Origin of the sequence: Luteipulveratus mongoliensis (assembly GCF_001190945.1) — a bacterium.
GTDB classification, from domain to species: domain Bacteria; phylum Actinomycetota; class Actinomycetes; order Actinomycetales; family Dermatophilaceae; genus Luteipulveratus; species Luteipulveratus mongoliensis.
Genome location: NZ_CP011112.1, coordinates 701,361 through 722,620 on the forward strand (window position 1 = coordinate 701,361; position 21,260 = coordinate 722,620).

Annotated in this window: 17 protein-coding genes and 1 CRISPR repeat array; of the genes, 14 read left to right on the plus strand and 3 right to left on the minus strand. The window is 68.3% G+C overall.

What is annotated here, in order from left to right:
• The first annotated feature begins 50 nt into the window (after positions 1–50).
• Genes VV02_RS03290 through VV02_RS03305 form a run of 4 tightly spaced genes read left to right on the plus strand, consistent with a single transcriptional unit; the run spans position 51 to position 4,288 of the window.
• Positions 51–2,264 carry a glycoside hydrolase domain-containing protein gene (locus VV02_RS03290; RefSeq protein ID WP_052589802.1) on the plus strand — a complete coding sequence of 738 codons (2,214 nt, stop codon included), beginning with the start codon at positions 51–53 and terminating at the stop codon, positions 2,262–2,264.
• Positions 2,261–3,571 (plus strand): glycosyltransferase, encoded by a 1,311-nt coding sequence (locus tag VV02_RS03295; protein ID WP_052589804.1) that lies wholly within the window; start codon positions 2,261–2,263, stop codon positions 3,569–3,571. The genes VV02_RS03290 and VV02_RS03295 overlap by 4 nt, the downstream gene beginning before the upstream one ends.
• Before the next feature lie 31 nt (positions 3,572–3,602).
• Positions 3,603–3,863: a ribbon-helix-helix protein, CopG family gene (locus VV02_RS03300; protein ID WP_157063250.1), complete on the plus strand. Its 261-nt coding sequence runs from the start codon at positions 3,603–3,605 to the stop codon at positions 3,861–3,863.
• A complete protein-coding gene (locus VV02_RS03305) occupies positions 3,863–4,288 on the plus strand; it encodes a type II toxin-antitoxin system VapC family toxin (protein ID WP_052589807.1) in 426 nt (141 codons plus the stop codon). Before VV02_RS03300 ends, VV02_RS03305 begins: the two co-directional genes overlap by 1 nt.
• Before the next feature lie 103 nt (positions 4,289–4,391).
• On the opposite strand, the gene VV02_RS03310 is transcribed toward VV02_RS03305, so the two are convergent.
• Positions 4,392–5,435, minus strand: a complete 1,044-nt coding sequence (locus tag VV02_RS03310) for a MerR family transcriptional regulator (RefSeq protein ID WP_052589809.1) — start codon at positions 5,433–5,435, stop codon at positions 4,392–4,394.
• A gap of 69 nt (positions 5,436–5,504) precedes the next feature.
• Entirely contained in the window at positions 5,505–6,281 is a 777-nt protein-coding gene (locus tag VV02_RS03315) for an NAD(P)H-dependent oxidoreductase (RefSeq protein ID WP_052589814.1), read from the minus strand.
• A 76-nt stretch (positions 6,282–6,357) separates the two neighbouring features.
• Here VV02_RS03315 and VV02_RS03320 point away from each other — a divergent pair, with 76 nt between their 5' ends.
• The 10 genes from VV02_RS03320 (at position 6,358) to VV02_RS26280 (ending at position 19,210) form a co-directional block, all read left to right on the plus strand.
• Positions 6,358–6,705 (plus strand): winged helix-turn-helix transcriptional regulator, encoded by a 348-nt coding sequence (locus tag VV02_RS03320; RefSeq protein ID WP_052589816.1) that lies wholly within the window; start codon positions 6,358–6,360, stop codon positions 6,703–6,705.
• Positions 6,706–6,810: 105 nt separating this feature from the next.
• Positions 6,811–8,163 carry an FAD-binding oxidoreductase gene (locus VV02_RS03325; protein WP_169787632.1) on the plus strand — a complete coding sequence of 451 codons (1,353 nt, stop codon included), beginning with the start codon at positions 6,811–6,813 and terminating at the stop codon, positions 8,161–8,163.
• 358 nt (positions 8,164–8,521) lie between these two features.
• Positions 8,522–9,676, plus strand: coding sequence for an MFS transporter (locus tag VV02_RS03330; RefSeq protein WP_052589819.1), 1,155 nt, complete (start codon positions 8,522–8,524; stop codon positions 9,674–9,676).
• 130 nt (positions 9,677–9,806) lie between these two features.
• The gene (gene cas3 / locus VV02_RS03335) at positions 9,807–12,569 is read left to right on the plus strand and encodes a CRISPR-associated helicase Cas3' (RefSeq protein ID WP_157063252.1); all 2,763 of its coding nucleotides are present in this window, start codon (positions 9,807–9,809) and stop codon (positions 12,567–12,569) included.
• A 10-nt stretch (positions 12,570–12,579) separates the two neighbouring features.
• Entirely contained in the window at positions 12,580–14,226 is a 1,647-nt protein-coding gene (casA, locus tag VV02_RS03340) for a type I-E CRISPR-associated protein Cse1/CasA (protein WP_052589823.1), read from the plus strand.
• Positions 14,219–14,875: a type I-E CRISPR-associated protein Cse2/CasB gene (gene casB, locus VV02_RS03345; protein WP_083449871.1), complete on the plus strand. Its 657-nt coding sequence runs from the start codon at positions 14,219–14,221 to the stop codon at positions 14,873–14,875. Before casA ends, casB begins: the two co-directional genes overlap by 8 nt.
• Complete coding sequence (gene cas7e / locus VV02_RS03350) at positions 14,872–16,002, plus strand: type I-E CRISPR-associated protein Cas7/Cse4/CasC (RefSeq protein ID WP_052589826.1); 1,131 nt, start codon at positions 14,872–14,874, stop codon at positions 16,000–16,002. The genes casB and cas7e overlap by 4 nt, the downstream gene beginning before the upstream one ends.
• A complete protein-coding gene (gene cas5e / locus VV02_RS03355; protein WP_052589828.1) occupies positions 15,999–16,712 on the plus strand; it encodes a type I-E CRISPR-associated protein Cas5/CasD in 714 nt (237 codons plus the stop codon). The genes cas7e and cas5e overlap by 4 nt, the downstream gene beginning before the upstream one ends.
• Positions 16,712–17,428, plus strand: coding sequence for a type I-E CRISPR-associated protein Cas6/Cse3/CasE (cas6e, locus tag VV02_RS03360; RefSeq protein ID WP_052589830.1), 717 nt, complete (start codon positions 16,712–16,714; stop codon positions 17,426–17,428). The genes cas5e and cas6e overlap by 1 nt, the downstream gene beginning before the upstream one ends.
• A gap of 264 nt (positions 17,429–17,692) precedes the next feature.
• A CRISPR array of direct repeats spans positions 17,693–18,930; the repeat unit is 28 nt; unit sequence GTCCGCTCCGCGCTCGCGGAGATGAGCC.
• Between the two features lie 112 nt (positions 18,931–19,042).
• Positions 19,043–19,210 (plus strand): hypothetical protein, encoded by a 168-nt coding sequence (locus VV02_RS26280; RefSeq protein WP_157063253.1) that lies wholly within the window; start codon positions 19,043–19,045, stop codon positions 19,208–19,210.
• 612 nt (positions 19,211–19,822) lie between these two features.
• Here VV02_RS26280 and VV02_RS03365 read toward each other — a convergent pair.
• Positions 19,823–21,253, minus strand: coding sequence for a hypothetical protein (locus VV02_RS03365; RefSeq protein ID WP_157063254.1), 1,431 nt, complete (start codon positions 21,251–21,253; stop codon positions 19,823–19,825).
• Between the last annotated feature and the right edge of the window lie 7 nt (positions 21,254–21,260).

Consider the following 21,260-nt stretch of genomic DNA (forward strand, 5'->3'; position numbering starts at 1 on the left):
CATCCACTTCTTACGTTGGCCTGACTGCTAGCGCGAGGGGGTGAGCCCTGGTGTTCGACCATGTCGACCCGTTCATCGGGACCGGCGCCACGGCGCTGCCCGCGCCCAAGGGTCTCGCCGCGACCTGGTGGTGGCCCAAGCCGCAGGTCGGCAACACCCATCCGGGCGCGACCTATCCGTTCGGGATGGTGTCGGCCTGTGCGTACTCAGGGGCGTATCCGACCGGATATGGCACCTACGACTTCAACACCGAGGGCGTCCCGGACGTCTTGTACGACCGCCCTGTCGCCTCAGGCTTCACGCACTTCCAGCAGTCGGGCACTGGGGCAATTCGCAAGTACTACAACTACTTTCGCGTGTCGCCGATGCTCGGGCCGCTCGATGACCTCGGGACAACTTGGGACTTGTCGGACGAGATCGCCGAGCCGGGCTACTACGCGGCGACGCTCGGGTCCGGCATCCGATGTGAGCTGACGGTCGGCCCGAAGTCGGCGGTGCACCGCTACACCTTCCCTGCCCACGAGCAGGCGCGCATCGTCATCGACGCCTCAACCGGTGGGCTCGCGATACCGCACAGCCAGACCGTCCCGCTCCGGGCACACCTGGCGATGCTCGCCCCGGGCGTCGCTCAGGGCGAGATCCACGTCGAGGGCGTGCCGCTCGCCGTCCACCTCGAGGTTGACGCGCCCGGCTGGCGCCAGCTGCTCTGGTACGACCGCCGCCTGATGCCCGGTGGCACTCGCCTCGACTTCGACTACATCCGGCCGACGACGCTGCGTCCGTTCGGGCTGATGTTCATGGGGCCGTCGCGGGCCGAGCAGACCATCGAGGTGCGGCTCGGCTTCTCGTTGCGCGGCTGCGACAACGCCGAGGCGAACCTGTACGCGGATCTCGGCGGGCGCGGGTTCACCAGCCGGCGAAGCGAGACGACTCAGGCATGGCGCGAGCACCTCGGTCGGGTCGAGATCAAGACCGAGTCTGCTGACCAGGCAACGGTTTTCGGGACCGCGTTGTACCACTCGCTGATCAAGCCGTGCTTTGCGCAGGACGAGAGCCCGTCCTGGACGACCGAGGGCCCGTACGCCTTCGACATCTGCACGATGTGGGACATCTACCGCACCCAGCTGCCTCTGCTGACGGCGCTCTTCCCGGACAAGGCGGTCGCGCTCGCGAGCTCGATGCTGTCGGTCTGCGAGCAGGAGGGCAACCTCCCGATCGGCTACCGGATGGCGAAGGGCGCGGACCGCTTCTCACGCCAAGGGAGTGCCCTCGCGCACACCTTCCTGGCAGACCTGTGTCTGCTGGATCTGCCTGGTATCGACTGGGACTGGGCCATGGTGCACCTCGAGATGGACCTGCGGAGGACGTACGGCGAGGACTACCTCGTGCACGGCGTCGCCCACCCGATCAGCCACACGCTCGACCTCGCCTACGCCTACCACTGCACCGCCGCCATTGCCCGCAAGGTGCGCGACCGGGCGCTCGCCGATCAGCTGCGGTCGCACGCCGGAGGCTGGCGGGCGGCGTACGACCCGAAGACCGGTCTGCTGCTGGACTCGACCTATTACGAAGGCGGCCGGTGGAACTACTCCTTCCGCCTGCTGCACGACATGCGCGCGCGGATCGAGCTGGCCGGGGGAGACGCGCCGTTCGTCGATCTGCTCGATCGCTTCTTCGGATACGACGCCGAGCCGGTCACCCAGCCGGGCGTACGTCCCAGCGTGGCTGAGATGGACGCGGGCTATGCGCTGGGTCGGTTCGAGGGGCTCAACAACGAACCGGACTACGAGGCACCGTGGGCGTACTACTACGCCGGGCGGCCGGACCGGACGGCCGAGGTGGTGCAAGCCGTCATCGCCAACCAGTTCGGAACTGGTCGCGGTGGACTGCCGGGCAACGACGACTCGGGCGGCTTGTCCGCCTGGTACGTCTGGGCCTCGCTCGGGCTGTTCCCGGTCGCTGGGCAGAACCTCTTCCTGGTGGGAGCTCCGGCAGTCTCCGAGTCTGCGGTGCAGCTGACGGACCACGAGTTGTCCATCACCACAACAGGATTCGAGCCGGTCGAGCCAGGCGGACCGGTCTCGTACGTCCAGTCGATCGCCGTCGACGGCAAGACCTTGGAACGCCCCTGGATCTCCGGCCGCGAGGCCCGCCACATCCGCAACCTGCACATCGAGCTCGGCCCCTTGCCGTCAGCCTGGGGCAACCGCATCCGACCACCGTCCACGTCCGACTCCCTGCACACCACTGGAGGTGAGGCATGAACATCGCCGACCACACGCACATCCCGCCGCGGCCGACCCGCCGCCTCGTCCTCGTCGTCCGTGCCGACCCGGTCATCTGTGGGCACTCCGGCGAGGCGCGCTGCCTGGCCGAGGTCGCGCTCACCCGCGGCTTCGACGACGTCCGAATCGTGACGTGGCCGCTGGACCGTCTCGAGGAGGCCGGGCTGCCGCTCAAGCCACTCGATCATGTGATGCCGTACAGCCCTGGCATCACGGTTGAACGACCGGAACCTATTGGTGACTATCGGGTTCCGGACGGTCGCTATCTCGCCGGACTGACCGGGCGACTCGTCGAGCTGTTCAGCGACGGCGTCCCGACGGTGGCCATGTCGCTCTACCTGAGCCCGCACGCGGTCGCGGTGCACGATGCGGTCCAGGTGGCGCGGCGCATCGGGCCGGCCCGCGTCATCACCGTCGCTGAGGCGGTCGGATCGGACATCACCAACGTCGTGCGCGAGTGCGTCGAGACGGGGCGCTTCGGTGCGGCGGCGCACATCCTGTCGGTCTATCTCGCGTCTGACCACTGCGTCGCGGTGTCGGACTACACGAAGGACCTCATCGTGGCTTCAGCCGCGACGCTCGACGCGATGCACGGGACGTCATTCGCCCAGCGCTGCCGCGACCGCATCGCCATCTCCTATCCCGCTGTCGACGCGTCGGCATATCTGTCCATCACCGAGCGCGACATCACCGAAACCCTTGGCCGCCGCGGGCTTTCGCGTGACGGCTATGTGCTGTTCCTCTCGCGGCTGGCCTCCGCGAAGGGCGTCGATGACTTGATCGATGCGTACGCCGGCAGTCGCGCCTCCCGACACGTGCGGCTCGTGGTGGCCGGGCGAGGACCGCATGAGCTGGCGATCCGCGATCGGGTTGCCGCTGCTGGGCTGGAGGGTCGCGTCGATGTGCTGACGGACGTGGACGACGCGGAGAAGCCGGCCTTGATGGCCGGGTGCGCGGCCTTCGTGCTGCCGACCCGGTCGCAGCCGGAGTTCGTCGAGACGTTCGGCATCGCCTTGGTCGAGAAGATGCTCGCGGGAGGCGGGCCGGTCATCACCTGCGCGACCGGCGGCGTACCCGAAGCTGTTGGTGACACCGCACTGCTCGTGCCGCAGCACGACCCGACCACGCTGCGTGAGGTGCTCGACGAAGTGGTGTGCGACTGGACTCCCGAACGCAAACACGGAGCCGAACAGCGTTCTCGCGCTTACGCATTGCAGTTCGATCGGGCGGAGGTCTTCGACCGCCTCTTCTCCCTGGCCGAGCCCCCCGCCATCCACGTCGCCTGATACGCACTCATACACATGCTACTGTATGTGTATGAGTGTCATGGAGCGCCGACTGCAGCTGCTGCTGGACCGAGAGCGCTATGCGCGGGTCGAGGAGGAGGCGGAGCGGTCGGGCCGCAGCGTCGCTGCGGTAATCCGTGAGGCGATCGACTGGCGCTTCAACGATGACAAGACCACGCGGCAGCGGGCCGCGGCTGATCTGCTGGGCGGCACCACGGCAGTCCTCGGGACCGAGCCGGACTGGGCTGAGACGAAGAGTGTTATGGACGCCGATCTCGAGCGCACGATCTGATGGCAGACGCAGCATTCCTCGACACGATGGTGCTGGCGTACGCGGTGGGCGGTGCGCACGAGCAACGCGACGCGTGCCGAGCGATTCTGGAGCGCGCCGCCGATGGGGTCCTGGATCTGCACGTGAGTGCTGAGGCCGTGCAAGAGCTTCTCTTTCATCGCCTTCGGCGAACGGACCGGGAGACGGCCCTCGTGCAGAGCCGACACGTCCTCGCGATGTGCGTCATCCATCCACTCGATCGCGACGTCTTGCACGACATGCTCGACCTGGTGGAACGGACGGAGATCCGAGGACGTGACGCGATCCATGCGGCGACTGCGCTCGCGGCCGGCTTCGATCGCATCGTGACGACGGATGCTGCCTTCGACAGCGTTCCCGGCCTGCGCCGCATCGCCCCGGCCGATGCGATCGAGTTCGCTGGTTGAGCCGAGCGAGCCGCTAGGGGGCCGAGTCGAGTCAGGTGACGCGAGGACCGAGTCTCATTGCGTCGCAACGCGTTTCGACTCGGCTCCACTGGCGCTCCACCGCTCAACCAACGGGCTTCGGCCACCGTTTGGTGATCTCGGTGGTGATGAGCGCGTGCAGGTCGTCCGAGGTGAAGCCGAGGTTGTGCAGGATGCGAGCGGCGAGGCTCTCCTCGACGCGGATCAGGCCGAGCAGCGTGTGCTCGGTGCCGACCCAGTTGTGGCCGAGATCCGATGACGCGTGGAGGGCCTGCTCGATGGCCTCCTTGCTGTCCGGCCCGAAGGCGATGTGACCGAGCAACGTGGTTGTCCCGGCCGGCGGCATCGCGTCCTCGATCGCGGTGCGGAGGTCCTGCTCGGACCTGCCTTTCGAGGTCAGTACGTCGTAGGCGAGGCCCTTCGGCTCGTCGAGCAGGCCGAGCAGCATGTGCTCGGTGCCGATGAGCTCATGCTTGTACGACCGTGCGGACTCTTGCGCGAGCATGATGCAGTGCCGATTCAGCTTGGTGAATCGCTCGAAGGCGTTCGGCGACCGGTGTCGCTGGGTGGCCGTCGTCCCACCCAGCGCCTCGCTGATCTCGTTCCATGACGCGCCGCCCTGCTTGGCCTCGCGGACGAAGTGGTCAACGAGCTGTTCACCGAGGTCGGACAGGGAGTCTGCGCGCTGTCGCGCCTCGCTGACCCTGGCCAGATCGTCGGCGTCGGGGAGCTCCTCGTAGAGCCGCGCGATCAGGTCGGCGAGGCTGACGTTGAGCGTCGGGGAAGAAGTCATCGTGTTGTCCTGTCCTCTGAGAAGGGCAACGAGAGACGTGAGGACCTCGCGGGTCGATGCCGTGTGAGCCTCGACGTGGCGCCAGTACGACAGCACTTCACCGGCCGCGGCTTCCGGGGTCGAGGCCCCGATGATCGCCGCGATGCGTGGCAGCGGCACCCCGGCCGAGCGCAGCCGGGCCACGAGGCGGGCCTGCTCGACCTGCTCCGGGGCGTAGTAGCGATAGCCGTTGCTCGGGTTCACCTCGGCCGGCGTCAGCAGCTCGAGCTCGTCGTACAGACGCAGGGCCTTGGCAGTCAGCCCGCTCGCGCGTGCGAACTCACCGATACTCAACACGCAGGTCATCCTCTCGCTTGGGCGCTGGTTGCGCCTGTAGAGACCCTCCGCGTTGCCCTAGGGGGAAGGTCAACCAGCGGCGCGGCGGTGGATGGCGAGGCCCGATTCGCCGGGGGCCAGGTGGTCGATCAGACGGGACTCACGGTCGTACTCACCGTCGTGCATCGTCCGGTAGGGGATCGGCTCCTCCGTGTCCAGACCATCGAGTCTGTCTAGAAGGCAACGCTTTTCGGCCTCGAAGGCTGATCCATCGAGCCGATCGGAACGCGCGATCAGGTGCGGTCGAAGCGGCTGCATGCCGGTGTAGTGGACGGTCCCGTGCAGCAGTGGCCACAGCACGTCCTCGAGCGGACCGCTGATGCCACGCGGGCCGAGCGAGGTGCTGCGGTCGCCGGCTGCCACCACGGTCAGGACCCGTCGCCCGACCAGTCCACCGTCGCCGTACTTGCGCACCCGCCCGGTCGCGGGATCCCGCAGCCAGAAAGCGAATCCGCTCGTCAGCACCCGGTCGAACCAGCCCTTCAGGATCGCCGGCGCGCCGTACCACCACAGCGGGAACTGCAGCACCACGGTGTCGGTCTCGCGCACCTTCGCCTGCTCGCGGCGGATGTCCTCGCTCAGCGTGCCCTCCAGCGTCGCGGCCTTCTGGCGCGAGACGAGTGGCACCGCGGTGTCGGGCTGCTCGAAGTCGGCGTCGCTGAGCACCGGGTTCCAGCCCATGGCGTAAAGGTCGGACTCGACCACCCGATGACCCCGCCCGCGCAGGTGTTCGAGGGCCGCCGACCGCAGGCTCGCGGTCAGGGACTTCGGGTCCGGGTGGGCGCTGATCCACAGAATTCGGTCCATGCCTCCAGGCTGAGCGAGGTCGTACGATAGGCGCAAGTACGCACTCTGTTGTCTAGTAGTGACCAAAAGGATAGTAATGCGTCGTTCCGTGGAAACTGCCCTGCAGGTCTGCCCGGTCGAGGTCGGTGTGGCCGTGCTCGGCGGCGCCTGGAAGCTCACGATCGTCAAGCATCTGGGCAAGCGGCCACATCGCTTCGGCGAGCTCGGTCGCGCGGTCGGGACCGTCACACCGCGGGTGCTGACCCGCCAGCTGCGCGAGCTGGAGGCGGACGGTCTCGTCTCCCGCACCGTCTTCGCGGAGGTGCCACCGCGGGTGGAGTACGCCCTCACCGACCTGGGCGAGACCCTGCGGCCGGCCGTGGCGTGGCTGGACGACTGGGGCGCGACGTACGCCGAGGCGCACGCGGGTGAGACCCACGAGTAGCAACCGCTGTCGGTGCCTTGTCACATTCTGGGGAGCGGCGACGTCAACCCGATGTACGGACCGATGAAGGCGCCGGACGACCGCGCCCGACCAGGAGGACAGCTCGTGAGCACCGACCAGATTCCCGCCACTCAAGGCCCCGTCTTCGTGCCCTCCGACGACGGGTACGAGGAGGAGATCGCCGGCTACAACCGCATCGTCACCCATCGACCGCAGCTCGTCGTGGGCGCCGAGACGGTGGAGGACATCGCGACTGCCGTGCAGTACGCCGGCCGCGAGGGTCTGTCGGTCGGGGTTCAGGCCACCGGGCACGGCCCGACGGTGCCGGCCGACGGCGTACTCATCACCACGCATCGCATGCGTGACGTGGAGGTCGACCCGCAGGCGCGGACGGCGCGCGTCGCCGCTGGGGCGCAGGGCTCAGACGTCCTAGCCGCGGCCGCCTCGCACGGGTTGGCGCCGCTGGGTGGTTCGACGGGAGCGACCGGATTCATCGGGTACCTCTTGGGTGGCGGGCTGCCGATGCTCGGCCGCCAGTTCGGCTACGCCGCGGACCGTGTCCGGTCGATCGACGTGGTGACCGCGGACGGCACGGCGCGGACGGTGACGCCGGACAACGGGTCGGACCTGTTCTGGGCGCTGCTCGGTGCGCGCGGCAACTTCGGTGTCGTGGCCTCCGTCGAGGTCGACCTGGTGCCGGTGGACGAGGTGATCGGCGGCAGCCTGGCGTTCGTGGGCAAGGAGGCCGACGCCGTCATCCGCGCGTACTTCGCCTGGCTGCCCAGCTGTCCGGACGACGTGTCCACCTCGATCGCGTCGATGCAGATGCCCGACCAGCCGTTCATCCCCGAGCCGATCCGTGGGCAGCGGACCGTGCAGGTGCGCTTCCTGTCGACCGGGTCGCCCGAGACCGGCTTCGTCGACGCGCTGAGCGCCGCCGGGTCACCGGTCCTGGGCGCGGTGGGCCCGATGCGGTACGCCGACGTCGCGACCATCCACAACGAGCCGACCACGCCGACGGTCTTCGCCGGTCGGAACGGTCTGCTCCGCGAGCTCGACGAGGCCGGCGTGGAGGTGTTGGTCGCGCACCTCGGGTCTGCGGGCGATGACCGCTACCTCGCCGAGGTCCGTCACCTCGGAGGTGCGCTCGCCGTGGACCCCGGCGGCCGAACCTGCATCGATCGACGCGACGGTGCCTTGACGCTCTACACCGGAACCCCGCTGTACGGCATCGACGAGGACACCGCGGTCGCGGCCCAGCATGAGCTGCACTCGGCCATCGAGCCGTGGAGTCTCGGTGCGGTCAACACGATGTTCCTGACCGGAGCGGGTAGGCCCGGGGAGCTCGAGTCGGCGTTCACACCGGAGGCCTTCCAGCGGTTGCGGGACATCAAGCGCCAGTACGACCCGAGCAACATGTTCCGCGTCAACCGCAACATCACCCCTGCCGCCGGCTGAGCCGCCCTCCCGTTGGTTGAGCCGCCCTCCCGTTGGTTGAGCCGCCCTCCCGTTGGTTGAGCCGGGCGAGCGCCCTGGCGCGAGCCCGAGTCGAAACCCGGTGACGCTCAGGGAGACTCAGCGTCCGCGGTCACCTGGTTTCGACCCGGCTCCGCTGGCGCTCCGCCGGCTCAACCAGCGGTGTCGGGCTACGCTCGGACTGTGCCGCCGACCTTGGTCCCGCTTCCCCTGTATGGGGAGGACCACTCGCGCGGCGATCTCGCTCCCTGACGACAGCTCAGCCCCTGGGCCGAATTCTGCCTGAGCACAGGCGAACTCGCGCTCGAGACCGAGCCAACCATCGTCGTACGGAGCCACTATGTCCCGCACTACCGACGGCCTGGTGAGCCGTCCGCATGTCCCCAGAACGCTGCTGTCGAGCCTGCTGGGCCGGCTGCCGGTCGGGATGATGCCGGTCGCGCTGGTGCTGTTCGTCCGCGACAGCGACCGGTCGTTCGACTCTGCGGGTCTGATCATGGCGGCGTACGCCCTGGGTGCCTGCATCGGCGGGCCTGTCTTCTCGCGGTGGATGGACCGCGCCGGGCAGGGGCGGCCGCTCGTCATCGCCGGGACGATCTCAGCGCTCCCCATTGCGTCGCTGCCCTGGGTGCCGTGGGCGCTGGTCCTGGCGCTCGTGCTGGTCGGCGGGTTCGCCACCCCTCCGTTGGAGCCGGCGCTGCGTGCCTTGTGGCCACACCTGGTCGATCCGGCACGCCTACCCTCCGCCTTTGCGATCGATGCCGCTGCACAGGAGCTGATCTTCGTGCTCGGCCCGCTGCTGGTCCTCGCGACATCGAGTGTGTCCGCATCGGGTGGTCTGATCGCGGCTGCCGTCGTCACCGCCGCTGGCGTCGCATCCTTCATCACCGGTCAGCCGTCGCGGGATTGGGTTGCACCACAACAGGTTTCGCGACACTGGCTCGGACCGCTGCGATCGCGTCGCCTCGTCCTCCTGTACGTCGCCATCGTGGGGCTTGGCCTCACAGTGGGCTCGCTACCGGTCGCGTTCGTCGCGTACGCCGAGAGCGAGAGTGTGCGCGGCCTCGGCTCATGGCTCGTCGCACTCAACGCCCTCGGTGCGCTCGCAGGCGGCGTGACCTACAGCCGACTGCGGCAGCATCCCGATGCCGGCCGCGCAGTCGGGATCCTGTTCGCAGCGCTCGGCCTCACCTACCTGCCGCTCGCCCTCGTCCCGGGACCGGTGGCGATGGGCGGGCTCGTCTTGCTGAGCGGCGTCTTCCTCCCACCGGCGCTGACCTGCGCGTTCCAGCTGGTCGACCGCTGGGCGCCGACCGGTACGACGACCGAGGCCTTCGCCTGGATCATCAGTGCGTTCCTGGTCGGCTCGTCGGGCGGAGCCGCGTTGTCAGGGACGTTCGCCGACGGCGGTCACCTCAGCGCGCCCTACCTTCTCGGAGCCGCCGCAGCCCTGCTCGCCGGCGCCATCGCTGCAGCCACCACCGCAGTAGGTTGAGTCAGCCGGCTGTCCAACTCCACGAGCAGGCCACTCAGTCCAGGCCCCGCTGTGGCGATCTCCGAGAGATCACACGACACCATGCGTTGAAGTCCTACCTCAGCGAGAATGAGCCGATGGGGTGGCGGGCATGATGGAGTGGAGCGACGCGGCGCGGTCTGTCTGGGGTAAGACCGACCCGAAGAGCGACACCTCCATGCCGCTCGTACGCCATCTCGAGGACACGGCCGCGGTCGCCGGACACGTATGGGACCACTGGCTGCCGACCAGCATCAAGCAACACGTGGGCGCGGCGTTGCCGCGTGGCGAGGCGGACGGGCGCACCCTCCTCACCTGGCTTGCCGGCGTGCACGATGTCGGCAAGGCCAGTCCGGCGTTCGCGGTCAAGGCGCGGAAGGCCCCGGGTTTCGGACACCTCGTCGGGGAGATGGAGGCCCAGGGCCTCGTGTGCGGTACGCCAATCGCGCCTCTCCCTCCGCACTGCCGGGTCGGGCACTCGTTGGTGGAACGATGGTTGGAGCGATTCCAGCCTGCGAGGCGAGCGTCGCCGAGCCTGGCGGTGGTCGTCGGCGGTCACCACGGTGTGCAGCCGACGGTGATGGATCTGCGCGCGATCCGCCGCGAGCACCTCGGAGCCACACCCGAGTGGGAGGCGGCGCAGACCGAGATCTTGACGCACATGGCCCAGCTCACTGGCGCCGACGACAGGCTGCACGACTGGTTGCGACAGCCGCTCCCGCTGACGTCCCAGGTACTCCTCACAGCGAGCGTGGTTGTCGCGGACTGGTTGGCCAGCGACACCTTGCGGTTCCCGCACCAGGATCCCTCAGCCTCCGCCGTGCGTCTGGCACGAGCCGACCTTGATCGTGACCTGCTGGGGCCGTGGCACGCCACTGATCCGGGTTCTGACGTCAATGACGTGATGTCCCAACGGTTCCCACGGCTCAAAGGAGTGTCGGCGAACTCCGTTCAGACGGCGGCGGTGCGGGCGGCACGCGCGACATCGTCACCGTGCCTCATGCTGATCGAGGCGCCGATGGGTGCAGGCAAGACGGAGGCGGCGCTCATGGTGGCGGAGGTGCTTGCCCACCGGTTCGGTCAAGGCGGAGTACTGATGGGGCTCCCGACCATGGCGACCTCCGGCGCGATGTTCGGACGCGTTCTGGACTGGTTAGACCATGCCAACGTCGGAGTCCGCGCCAGTGTGACCTTGGCCCACAGCAAGGCCGGGCTCGACGACAGGTACGCCGGTCTGGTCGCGAACGGACGCGTCAGGGGCGTGGGCGAGCCTGAAGGTGAACGAGATTCGGTCGCGGTGGTCAGCTCGTGGTTACGAGGTCGTCGCAAGGGCTCGCTCGCGAGCATGGTCGTCGGCACCATCGACCAAGCGCTCTTCGGGGCTCTGCAGGTCAGGCACGTGGCCCTCAGACAACTCGCGCTGGCTGGCAAGGTCGTCGTTCTCGACGAGGTTCACGCGGCGGACGCCTACATGCAGCGTTACCTCGTGCGGGTTCTCGAGTGGCTGGGCGCGTATGGCACTCCGGTCATACTCCTGTCCGCGACACTGCCGCCGGCGCGCAGAGCCGAGCTGCTGGGCGCCTACGCCAGGGGCAGGGATCTCCCGCCGGTGCTAGTGACGGCCGAGGTGGAGTACCCGCGCATCAGCGTGCAGAGCGCCGACCTCGTGGAGAACCACGTTCCGTGGGACGGGCGTCGGACGTCCGTGACGGTCGAGGCTCTGCCCGACGGTGTCGGGCATCTGGTCGCCGCTATCCGACCGGTCGTCGCCGACGGAGCGTGCGTGGCTGTCATCCACAACACGGTCAGGCGCGCGCAGGGGACGTACGACGCGTTGGTCGCCGAGCTCGATGAGGCGCGAGTTGTGTTGCTGCACAGTCAGTTTGTCGCCGTTGATCGCATGAAGAAGGAGAGAGCGCTCCGCGACGCGCTCGGTCCACAGGCATTAGGAAGACCGCAAGGGTTCGTGGTGGTCGGCACCCAGGTGCTCGAGCAGTCGCTCGACATCGACGTCGACCTGATGGTGTCCGAACTGGCACCGGTCGACTTGATCCTGCAACGGATCGGCCGGTTGCACCGACATCCGCGCGGGGTCGGCGAACGTGACCGGCCACCAACAGCGCGACGTCCGCGGCTCCTGCTCACCGGCGTACGTGACTGGAGCTCGTCGCCACCGGAGCCTGATCGGGGCAGTCAAGCGGTGTACGGCCAGAGTGCGCTTTTGCGTGCCGCGACCGTCCTCGCACCTCACCTCGACGGCGCGCCGGTCCAGGTGCCCGACGATGTCTCCGGTCTGGTCGACGCGGCGTACGCGCCCGGCCTGCCCTGTCCGGCGGGTTGGGAGACGGCCTGGGCTGAGGCGGAGGCCGCGGCACGGACGCAGGACGCTCTGCAGGCGAGGAATGCGGGCGACTTCCTCCTGGGCAGCCCAACATCCACGACGCTCGTGGGGTGGCTGGAGGCGCGCGTGAGCGACACCGACGACCCGGGCGCGCGTCCGCAGGTGCGTGACGGCGAGGACGGTATCGAGGTGGTCGTAATCCAGGACGTCGCAGGCGAGCTGCGCGCCCTGCCATGCGGCCCGATCGGCGGGAGGCGCCTGCCGCTGCGCGAGGCGGACATCGACGACAAGCTGGCCAAGCAGGTCGCGGGCTACACCCTGCGGCTGCCCATGAGGTTGTGCCGCGGCCCAAGAGGAGAGCGGGTTGTTGACGATTTAGAGCGCCAGGGAAGGGAATTCGCAGGATGGCAGCGATCCCGGTGGCTGACGGGCGTGCTCGTGCTATCACTGGATCACGACCTCAAGGGAGAGGTCGACGGGACAGGGGTGCGGTACGACCTGAGGCGGGGGCTTCTGGTCGGTGCCGACGGGTAGGGGGTTGGCCGTGGCCGAGTCGTCCTTCGATCTGCTCACGCAGCCCTGGGTTGCCGTCCGGGACGACGACGGCGTGCACGAGCTGTCGCTGATCGACACATTTGCGCGGGCGCACGAGTTGACAGGTCTTGCTGGGGAGCTGGCCACCCAGGATCTCGCGGTGCTGCGACTTCTCCTGGTGATCCTGCGTCGGACGATGGGTTCGGTCCGCGGGGACGGCGAGGCGATCGACCGCTGGGCGGAGTGGTGGCAGGCCGAGTCACTGCCCACACCACAGATCGACGCCTACCTGGCCGGCTGCTCCGAACGGTTCGACCTCCTGCACCCCACGACACCGTTCATGCAGGTGGCCGGGCTCGAGGCGGGCAAGACGTCCGGCCTGGTCAAGCTGATTGGCGACGTGCCGGACGGACACCGGTACTTCACCCTCCGGTCGGGTGCGGGTCTGCGGTCGCTGTCATACGCCGAGGCGGCGCGGTGGGTGGTGCACTGTCAGGCGTTCGACCCGTCCGGCATCAAGTCCGGAGCGCTGGACGATGGACGGACCAAAGGCGGCAGGGGCTACCCCATCGGAACCGGCTGGACCGGTCGCTGCGGTCTCGTCGTCATGGAGGGCGCAAACCTCAAGGAGACGCTGCTCCTGAACTTGCGCCTCGATCCGGACGACGCCCCCGAAGACCGGCCCGTCTGGGAGCGGGAGATACCGACCGAGACACCCGATCCGATGCACGTCGTCGCGGCTGGTCCCTGTGACCTGATGACCTGGCCGATTCGGCGAATCCGGTTGATACACAACGGTTCTGAGGTCACCGACGCCATCATCGCCAACGGCACTCCCGTGCAGTGGCACAACCAGCACCGGCTCGAGACGATGACGGCGTGGCGCCGCAGCTCCGGTCAGGAGAAGAAGCACGGTGTGCCCGCCTACATGCCGCACGAGCACGATGCCAACCGCTCGTTCTGGCGAGGTCTGCAAAGCCTCATGGTGACCGGCGGCGAGCGGCGTACCACCAGCAATGACGCCGAGCAGTCGCTGCCGCCGCGCACCCTCGACTGGATCGCGACCCTGCAGGCCGATGACGCTCTGGACGTGGACCACCCGACCCGGATGCGTGCGATCGGCATGGTCTATGGCAGCAACAGCTCGGTGGTGGCGAGCGTGGTCGACGACGCGTTGCAGCTGAGGCTGTCCGTGCTGACCGACTCGGACCTCGAAGCAGAGGTGGTCGCCGCGCTCCGGGCCGCGGACGAGGGCGTACAAGCCCTGGCCAACCTGGCAGCCAACCTGGCCCGCGCGTCGGGCGCTCTGCCCGAGGAGGATCGCGAGGCGGCTCGGGCGCAGGGCTACTACGGCCTGGACCAGGGCTTTCGCCGATGGGTGTCGACGTTGTCGACGCGCTCGGACCCGACCGAGCGGCGTACGGCGTGGCAGAGCTACGTCCATCACACGCTCGGGGCGATGGGTGACGCACTCGTCACAGCCTCTGGTGATCAGGTCTGGCGTGGCCGACTCGTCACCCAGACCAAAGGCGGCGAGCGTCTCGTCAACGCGCCCGTCGCACACCTGTGGTTCACCGGCACGCTGCGCTCGGTCCTCCCGGCCGCGAACCAGGTCCAACCCAGTGACCGCACCACACCGGAGAGCGCCGATGTCTGAGTCGACAGCAACCAGGTCCACGACCGATCAGGTCATGGACGCAGCCCGAGAGCGGATCTCCGAGCTGCAACGCGACTACCTCCCCAGCGGTGCCCGCGACCAACCCACGGCGCGCGCGGCCGGGATGATGGCCGCGCTGCGACGTCTCGAGCCGTCGGCCCTCACAGCCGAGCCGAAGGTGTGGGAGCTGACCCTCGGTGGTCTGCCGCCCGGGCTCGCCGGCCATGGCGACCAGCCGTCCCGCGCGGAGCGAGCGGTTCACGCGGGACTGGTGTTGTACGCCGTACACCAGCAGTCCCGGCCGGAACCGATGCACGTGCCGGGTGTCTCCCTGGGCGCGGCGATCCGGAGGCTGGCGAAGGCGCGGTCGCCGAAGGACGAGCTCGACCCGGCCACGCTGCGACGATTCGAGCAGGTCATCGTCTCGACCACGTGGGAGCGACGGCTCTATCACCTGCGCGAGCTGATGACCCTCCTTCGCGCCCATCGGCTGCCGCTCGACCACGTTCGCCTGACCGGGGACCTGTTCGACCTGCAACTGGCCGTGTCCGTTGAGCGCGTACGACTTCGGTGGGGCCGCGACCTGCACCGACCCGGTCGATCAGAGGACCAGACCACTTCAGCAAGTCAGGACGGAGACCAGCCATGACCGGACGGTTCATCGACATCCACGTGTTGCAGACGGTGCCGCCGAGCAATATCAACCGCGACGACACCGGCAAACCGAAGTCGGCGGTGTTCGGTGGCGTACCGAGGGCTCGCGTGAGCAGCCAGGCGTGGAAGCGCGCGACGCGAGCGGCGTACGGAGATCACCTGAACGATGCGGATCTCGGGGTGCGGACCAAGCGCGTGGTCGAACAGATCTGCGGGCGACTCGCCAAGAGTCATCCGGAACTCGCGCCGGACGAAGCGCGCACCCGCGCCGAGAAGGTGATCGAGGCACTCGGCCTCAAGCTGGAGAAGCCGCGTGGCAAGGCCAAGGGCGGCGAGGATGCCGACGACGCCTTTCGGGGCACCGAGTACCTCGTCTTCTTCAGCAACACCCAGATCGAGCGGCTCGCCGCGTTGGCCGCCGACGGCGATGGGGCATCGGTCGACAAGAAGGTCGCGAAGGCCGCGGCAGGTGGTGACCATGGCGTCGAGGTGTCCCTCTTCGGGCGCATGGTCGCCGACGACAAGGGCCTCAATGTCGACGCGTCCGTGCAGGTGGCGCACGCGATCAGCACCCACGCGGTCGAGCTGGAGCAGGACTACTTCACCGCAGTCGACGACCGCAATCCGGAGGGCCAGTCTGGAGCCGGGATGCTCGGGACGATCGAGTTCAACTCGGCCACGTTGTATCGGTACGCGACGGTCAATGTCGCGGGACTGCGCGACAACCTCGGCGATGACGCTGCGACGGTCCGCGCGGTGCAGGCGTTCGTGCGGGCGTTCATCAGGAGCATGCCGACCGGCAAGCAGAACACCTTCGCCAACCGAACCGTCCCGGACGCCGTCGTGGTGATCGTGCGAGAGGATCAACCGGTCAACCTGGTTGGCGCCTTCGAGGACCCGGTAGTCGCCAACGGAGAGGGACTGATCGAGCAGTCCGCGGCTCGGCTGGCCGCCGAGGTCGCGTCGGTGCGGGACTTCGTCTCTGCGCCGGTAGCGTCCCTCGTGGTGGCCCGCCAGAGGGCGGCCGCGCTCGCTGGCGTCGGCGAGAAGGTCTCGTTGGACGGGCTCGTGGAGCGGCTCGATGGGCTGGTGCTCGTGCCAACCGAGCCGTTGCCGGCATGAGTGTTCTCCTTCTCCGACTAGCCGGACCCTTGCAGGCCTGGGGGGACTCCGGTTCACGGTTCACGCGGCGGGAGACCAGGCCAGAGCCCACCAAGAGCGGGGTCCTCGGCCTGCTCGCCGCTGCGGCGGGGCGTCGGCGGACCGACCCGGTCGAAGATCTGGCGGGGCTGCGGTTCGGGGTGCGCGTCGACCAGCGCGGCACGCTCGTCCGGGACTTTCAGACTGCGCATCGGCCGACCGACGAAGCGATGATGCCGCTCTCGACGCGCTACTACCTCTCGGACGCTGTCTTCGTTGCCGGTGTCGAGGGCGACCATGAGCTGCTCGTCAGTCTCGACGAGGCGATCAGAGCGCCTGCCTTTCCCCTCTATCTGGGGCGTCGGTCCTGTCCGCCTATTGGGCGAATCAGCCTGGGGGTTAAAGAAACTCGTCTGTACGACGGGTTGCGCGACGCGCCGTGGGAGGCAGCGGGATGGCACCGCCAGTCTCAGAGCGATCCCGCATACTTGCCGGTTCTGATGGACGCGCCACACGACGGCGACCAGTTGGCGTACGACACGGAGTCCGTCCAGGACGTACCGATCAGCTATGCCTCGGAGCGGCGAATGTACGGCTGGCGGACCGTCGTTCGAGCCGAGCCGGTGCGCAAACCGAACCCGGATGGTCGATCTGATCGCGTCGATTATTTCGCCGCGCTGGGAGGCGTGTGATGTATCTCGTGCGGATGCGGCTGGACCCGCGCAGCCGGGCCACCCGAAAGGTGCTGTCTTCGGCACAAGCCATGCACGCAGCGGTCCTGCGCGCATGTGGATCGGAGGCGAATGACCTTGTCGCGGAGGGTGACCGGCGGATCCTCTGGCGCGTGGATCAGCATGGGCGCGACGACATCGAGCTCTACCTGACGAGCCCCGGCAAACCCTCTCCGGACGGCTCCGCGCTTCCGGACGGGCTGCCGCCCGTCGGCTCCTGGGACATCGCCGACTACGAGCCGTTCCTGTCTCAGCTGGGCCCTGGTCAACGCTGGCTGTTCCGGCTGACTGCCAACCCGGTGCGATCGATGAGTCGCGCGGCGCCGGATGGGCGGCGCGTGCGAGGCAAGCCGATTCCATTGACGCACGCTCATCAGGAGGAGTGGCTCGTGGCACGCGCCGAGCGTCACGGGTTCACGATCCCTCTGAACAGCCTTGACAGTCCTGAGGTTTCGGCTCGCGAGCTGCTCCAACGAGATCGTCACACGACGTCGTTCAACAGGCGTTCCGATGGTGAGGACGCAGGTCGTACCGATCGCGTTCAGATCACACGTGTGACGTTCGAGGGTGTGCTGGACGTGACTGATCCCGACGCACTGCGACTCACGCTGCGCAACGGCATGGGCAAGGCACGCGCATACGGTTGCGGCCTCATGACCCTTGCGCCGATGAGATGAAATCACCGCCGGGTCCTCCGCCCGCCGAGATCGGTGAGCTGGTGCGTGCCCAGGATCGAACGAGCTTCCTGTACGTCGAGCGGTGCACAGTTCATCGCGAGGGCAATGCCCTTACGGCACAGGATGATCGGGGCGTCGTCCACATCCCGGCGGCGACGATCGGAGCGCTGCTGTTCGGGCCTGGGACACGTGTCACGTACCAGGCGATGATGCTGCTCGCGGAGATGTGCCGTGCTGAGCCTGTTTGGCCCGGGTCTTGGTCGGATCCGCTCTGCGCTCGCGGAGATGAGCCCACGCACCCGTGTCCCGGGCCGCAGTCCAGGTCGTCCGCTCCGCGCTCGCGGAGATGAGCCCAGGACCGACACCTGCACCGTGTCGCCGACGCGGTCCGCTCCGCGATCGCGGAGATGAGCCCACCATCGGGAGGGGGGTCGTCATGGACGTCCGCTCCGTGCTTGCGGAGATGAGCCTTGCGACTCCTCTGGCGTGATCGAGATCGCCTGGTCCGCTTCGCACTCGCGGAGATGAGCCCGAGATGACGACAGCAGTGGCGGCGACCACCACGTCCGCTCCGCGCTCGCGGAGATGAGCCGACGCTGGCCAAGCAGGCGCAGCACTTCGCCAAGTCCGCTCCGCGCTCGCGGAGATGAGCCCCGGATCGCTTGCGACGCCGCGCCAGGCTCGCCGTCCGCTCCGCGCTCGCGGAGATGAGCCGTTCAGCAAGACCAACGTCGACCAGTGGCGCATGTCCGCTCCGCGCTCGCGGAGATGAGCCGACGCTGGCCAAGCAGGCGCAGCACTTCGCCAAGTCCGCTCCGCGCTCGCGGATATGAGCCCAGGGAGACGCCAGCCTTCACGGTCTGGAAGGTGTCCGCTCCGCGCTCGCGGAGATGAGCCCTGCTTGGTCTTCGTGCCCTGCCACGGGTACTCGTCCGCTCCGCGCTCGCGGAGATGAGCCGTACTCGACCGGCACGCCGAACACGTCAGCGATGTCCGCTCCGCGCTCGCGGAGAAGAGCCCTACGGACGGAGTGACGACGATGACGACGACTGGTCGCTCCGCGCTCGCGGAGATGAGCCCGGCTACATCGGCGCGGCGGCGTTCGCCCAAGGGTCCGCTCCGCGCTCGCGGAGATGAGCCCGCGCGACGCTCGTCAGCTTCACGCGTCGATGTCCGCTCCGCGCTCGCGGAGATGAGCCGGAGCGGGTCATGATCACAGAAACAGGAACCAAGTCCGCTCCGCGCCCGCGGAGATGAGCCCGCGCCGGCGTGGTCGAGGTAGTAGGTGACGACGTCCGCTCCGCGCTCGCGGAGATGAGCCCTGCCTGACGACTGCGCTTGTCCGCTGCTGCTGGTCCGCTCCGCGCTTGCGGAGATGAGCCGGCGTTCAGCGGCCAGACGATCGACATCGACGTGTCCGCTCCGCGCTCGCGGAGATGAGCCCTCTTCACCGATGGCGGCCCGCTGCTGCTGGTCCGCTCCGCGCTCGCGGAGATGAGCCCTGCTTGGTCTTCGCGCCCTGCCACGGGTACTCGTCCGCTCCGCTCGCGGAGATGAGCCCGGAGGGGGAGCAAGTGAGCCGACTCAGGCTGATTCCGCTCCGCGCTCGCGGAGATGAGCCCCTCAGTGGGGGAGGAAGTGGGGGAGGACGGACGAGCACGGCACGTCCGCTCCGCGCTCGCGGAGATGAGCCCCTCAGTGGGGGAGGAAGTGGGGGAGGACGGACGAGCACGGCACGTCCGCTCCGCGCTCGCGGAGATGAACCCTACGTCCTACGGCTGACTCGCGATGAACTCAAGTCCGCTCGCGTTCGCGGAGATGAGCCCTCCACGACGGCTTACTTGGCGGCTCGCTTCACATCCGCTCCGCGCTCGCGGAGATGAGCCCAGGTACCGGTGCGCTCCTTTGTGCCGAACACGGTCCGCTCCGCGCTTGCGGAGATGAGCTCCAGCTCTGCTGGTCCTGCTCGACATCGGCGACGTCGGCTCCGCTGACATGAGCCCCGGCCACCGCATGATCCTTCGAGTTCACCCTCCACACATCTCTCGAACGGAGTCATCACGATGACCGCGCCACACATTGTCGACCCTGCTGGGTGAAGCCCCGTCCGGGGCCTCACCGGACCCAATGCGCACCTCGTTGCAGCCCTGGCTGGCGACCAGCGGCGAGACGCGCTCCACGCTGAACTACAGCTTCGGCGAGGCGAGCCAGCACCCAGGCCCGGCTGGAACGCGCCGGCCTGGTCCTGGCCTATCAGCCCGGTGCGGCTGAGAGCGGCGCACTCACCTACCTGCTCGCCGACGGTGCACTGGAGCGGGTGCCCGGCCTGGTCTCCGTGGCAGACCACCTTCGCCGACGAGCATGCTCGACCCTGACGCGACAGGTTGACTGCCGTCACCGCTCGATGCCGTGGCGACCGTCACGGGTTTGCTGGGTGATGGCCGCTCGCACGCGGTAAGCGACACCGGTCGGGCCCTGACTCGCCCGCGTGACGTCTGAGCGCTGTTGGATGACATCGCCCACGACCCGTTCTCGGACCTGCGCCGGCTCAAGTCCAGCCGCCCGAAACAAACGCACGGAAGCGGTAATATCGTTGTGGGACAACGGGTTCCGAGCATTCTGTTGTTCGAGGTCGCGTCCAAGCCGGTGGATCACCTCACTCGCCAGGACGACGGGGTCACCGCGGACCCACTGGCCCATTGTTGGTCTCGGCTGGGCTGGCTCGCTGCTGCCGGTCGTGCGCTGCCACCAGTCACGGCGATCCAGGTCGGCGTTGACCTCGTCACGACCCGGTGGCCCGGTGCGCGGCACGATCTCCCGGGAGAGTCGCTCTTGCACGCGTCCGAGCAGGTCCCGGTTCTCGCGCAACCGGCCGACCTGCTCGTGCCTGCTCACGAGCTCAACGAGAAGGGCGCCAACGGGTTGGTCGCGCTCGATGCGCTCATCGATCCGACCGGCCAGCTCATCAGTCTGAGTGCTCCCGTTCAGGATCACGCTCTCGCAGCGTGCCCGCGCTGCGTCCACCCCGGATGCCGCCCGCTCCAACGCATCTGTCCGTTCGGCGTACGCCCGGCTCGCCCGCTCCATCTCTCCAGCCAAGTGAGCCGCACGCATGTCGACGCGCTGCTGTACGGCGGCCAGCGCCGCCTCGATCGCGGCCCGCTGCTCGGTGACCCGAGCCAGCTCTGTCTCAGCCGAGAGCGGCCGCTCCTGGTGTCGGGTCGGGTCACGGCGCTCAATCGCGACCTGTCGGGCCAGGTCACGCTGCCGATCGACGACGGGCTCGAGCTCTCGAGTACGCAGTTGGACGCGGACCTCATCGAGTACCCGGTCACGGCTCAGATCGGTCACTACCCTCAGCAGGAATGTGTCTGGATAGGCCCGCTCCAGATCGCGCGCCCGCTCCAGCGCCGCGGGTGGCAGCTTCGCCAAATCTTCGACCAGCCAGACCATCACACCGTCACGCCTGAGTAGGACGGTGTCCTTCTCCAGTTGGCGGTCGACGGTGTCCTCGGCTGACTCGCCGGACTTGACCTCGATTGCAACCCGTACCTTGAGCTTCGCCGCGTGGTCGTGGAACCGGGCACCATGGTCGGTGTCGTAGTAGATGTGGCTGCCCCAGCCCCGCTCGGGCTGCAGCTCCAGGGCGTACCCGATCTCGTTCTCGAACGCCTCGCCCACCTCGCGGCTGACCCCGAAGCGCTCGCGGGCGGTCCGGTAGTCGACCAGGTTGCGCGGCTGCCGACCACGATCCACCCGGTTCGGGGCGTACACCTGCCGATGGTGCCGCTCCCAGTCCTCCTCGGACCACCCAGAAGTCGACATGAGCGTG

Coding starts and splice junctions, on each gene's coding strand:
- cas3 (WP_157063252.1), top strand. CDS start 9,807: ATGATGGAGTGGAGCGACGCGGCGCGGTCTGTCTGGGGTAAGACCGAC.
- cas7e (WP_052589826.1), top strand. CDS start 14,872: ATGACCGGACGGTTCATCGACATCCACGTGTTGCAGACGGTGCCGCCG.
- VV02_RS03365 (WP_157063254.1), bottom strand. CDS start 21,253: ATGTCGACTTCTGGGTGGTCCGAGGAGGACTGGGAGCGGCACCATCGG.
- VV02_RS03295 (WP_052589804.1), top strand. CDS start 2,261: ATGAACATCGCCGACCACACGCACATCCCGCCGCGGCCGACCCGCCGC.
- VV02_RS03300 (WP_157063250.1), top strand. CDS start 3,603: ATGAGTGTCATGGAGCGCCGACTGCAGCTGCTGCTGGACCGAGAGCGC.
- VV02_RS03315 (WP_052589814.1), bottom strand. CDS start 6,281: ATGGACCGAATTCTGTGGATCAGCGCCCACCCGGACCCGAAGTCCCTG.
- cas5e (WP_052589828.1), top strand. CDS start 15,999: ATGAGTGTTCTCCTTCTCCGACTAGCCGGACCCTTGCAGGCCTGGGGG.
- VV02_RS26280 (WP_157063253.1), top strand. CDS start 19,043: ATGAGCCCCTCAGTGGGGGAGGAAGTGGGGGAGGACGGACGAGCACGG.
- cas6e (WP_052589830.1), top strand. CDS start 16,712: ATGTATCTCGTGCGGATGCGGCTGGACCCGCGCAGCCGGGCCACCCGA.
- VV02_RS03305 (WP_052589807.1), top strand. CDS start 3,863: ATGGCAGACGCAGCATTCCTCGACACGATGGTGCTGGCGTACGCGGTG.
- VV02_RS03320 (WP_052589816.1), top strand. CDS start 6,358: ATGCGTCGTTCCGTGGAAACTGCCCTGCAGGTCTGCCCGGTCGAGGTC.
- VV02_RS03330 (WP_052589819.1), top strand. CDS start 8,522: ATGTCCCGCACTACCGACGGCCTGGTGAGCCGTCCGCATGTCCCCAGA.
- casB (WP_083449871.1), top strand. CDS start 14,219: ATGTCTGAGTCGACAGCAACCAGGTCCACGACCGATCAGGTCATGGAC.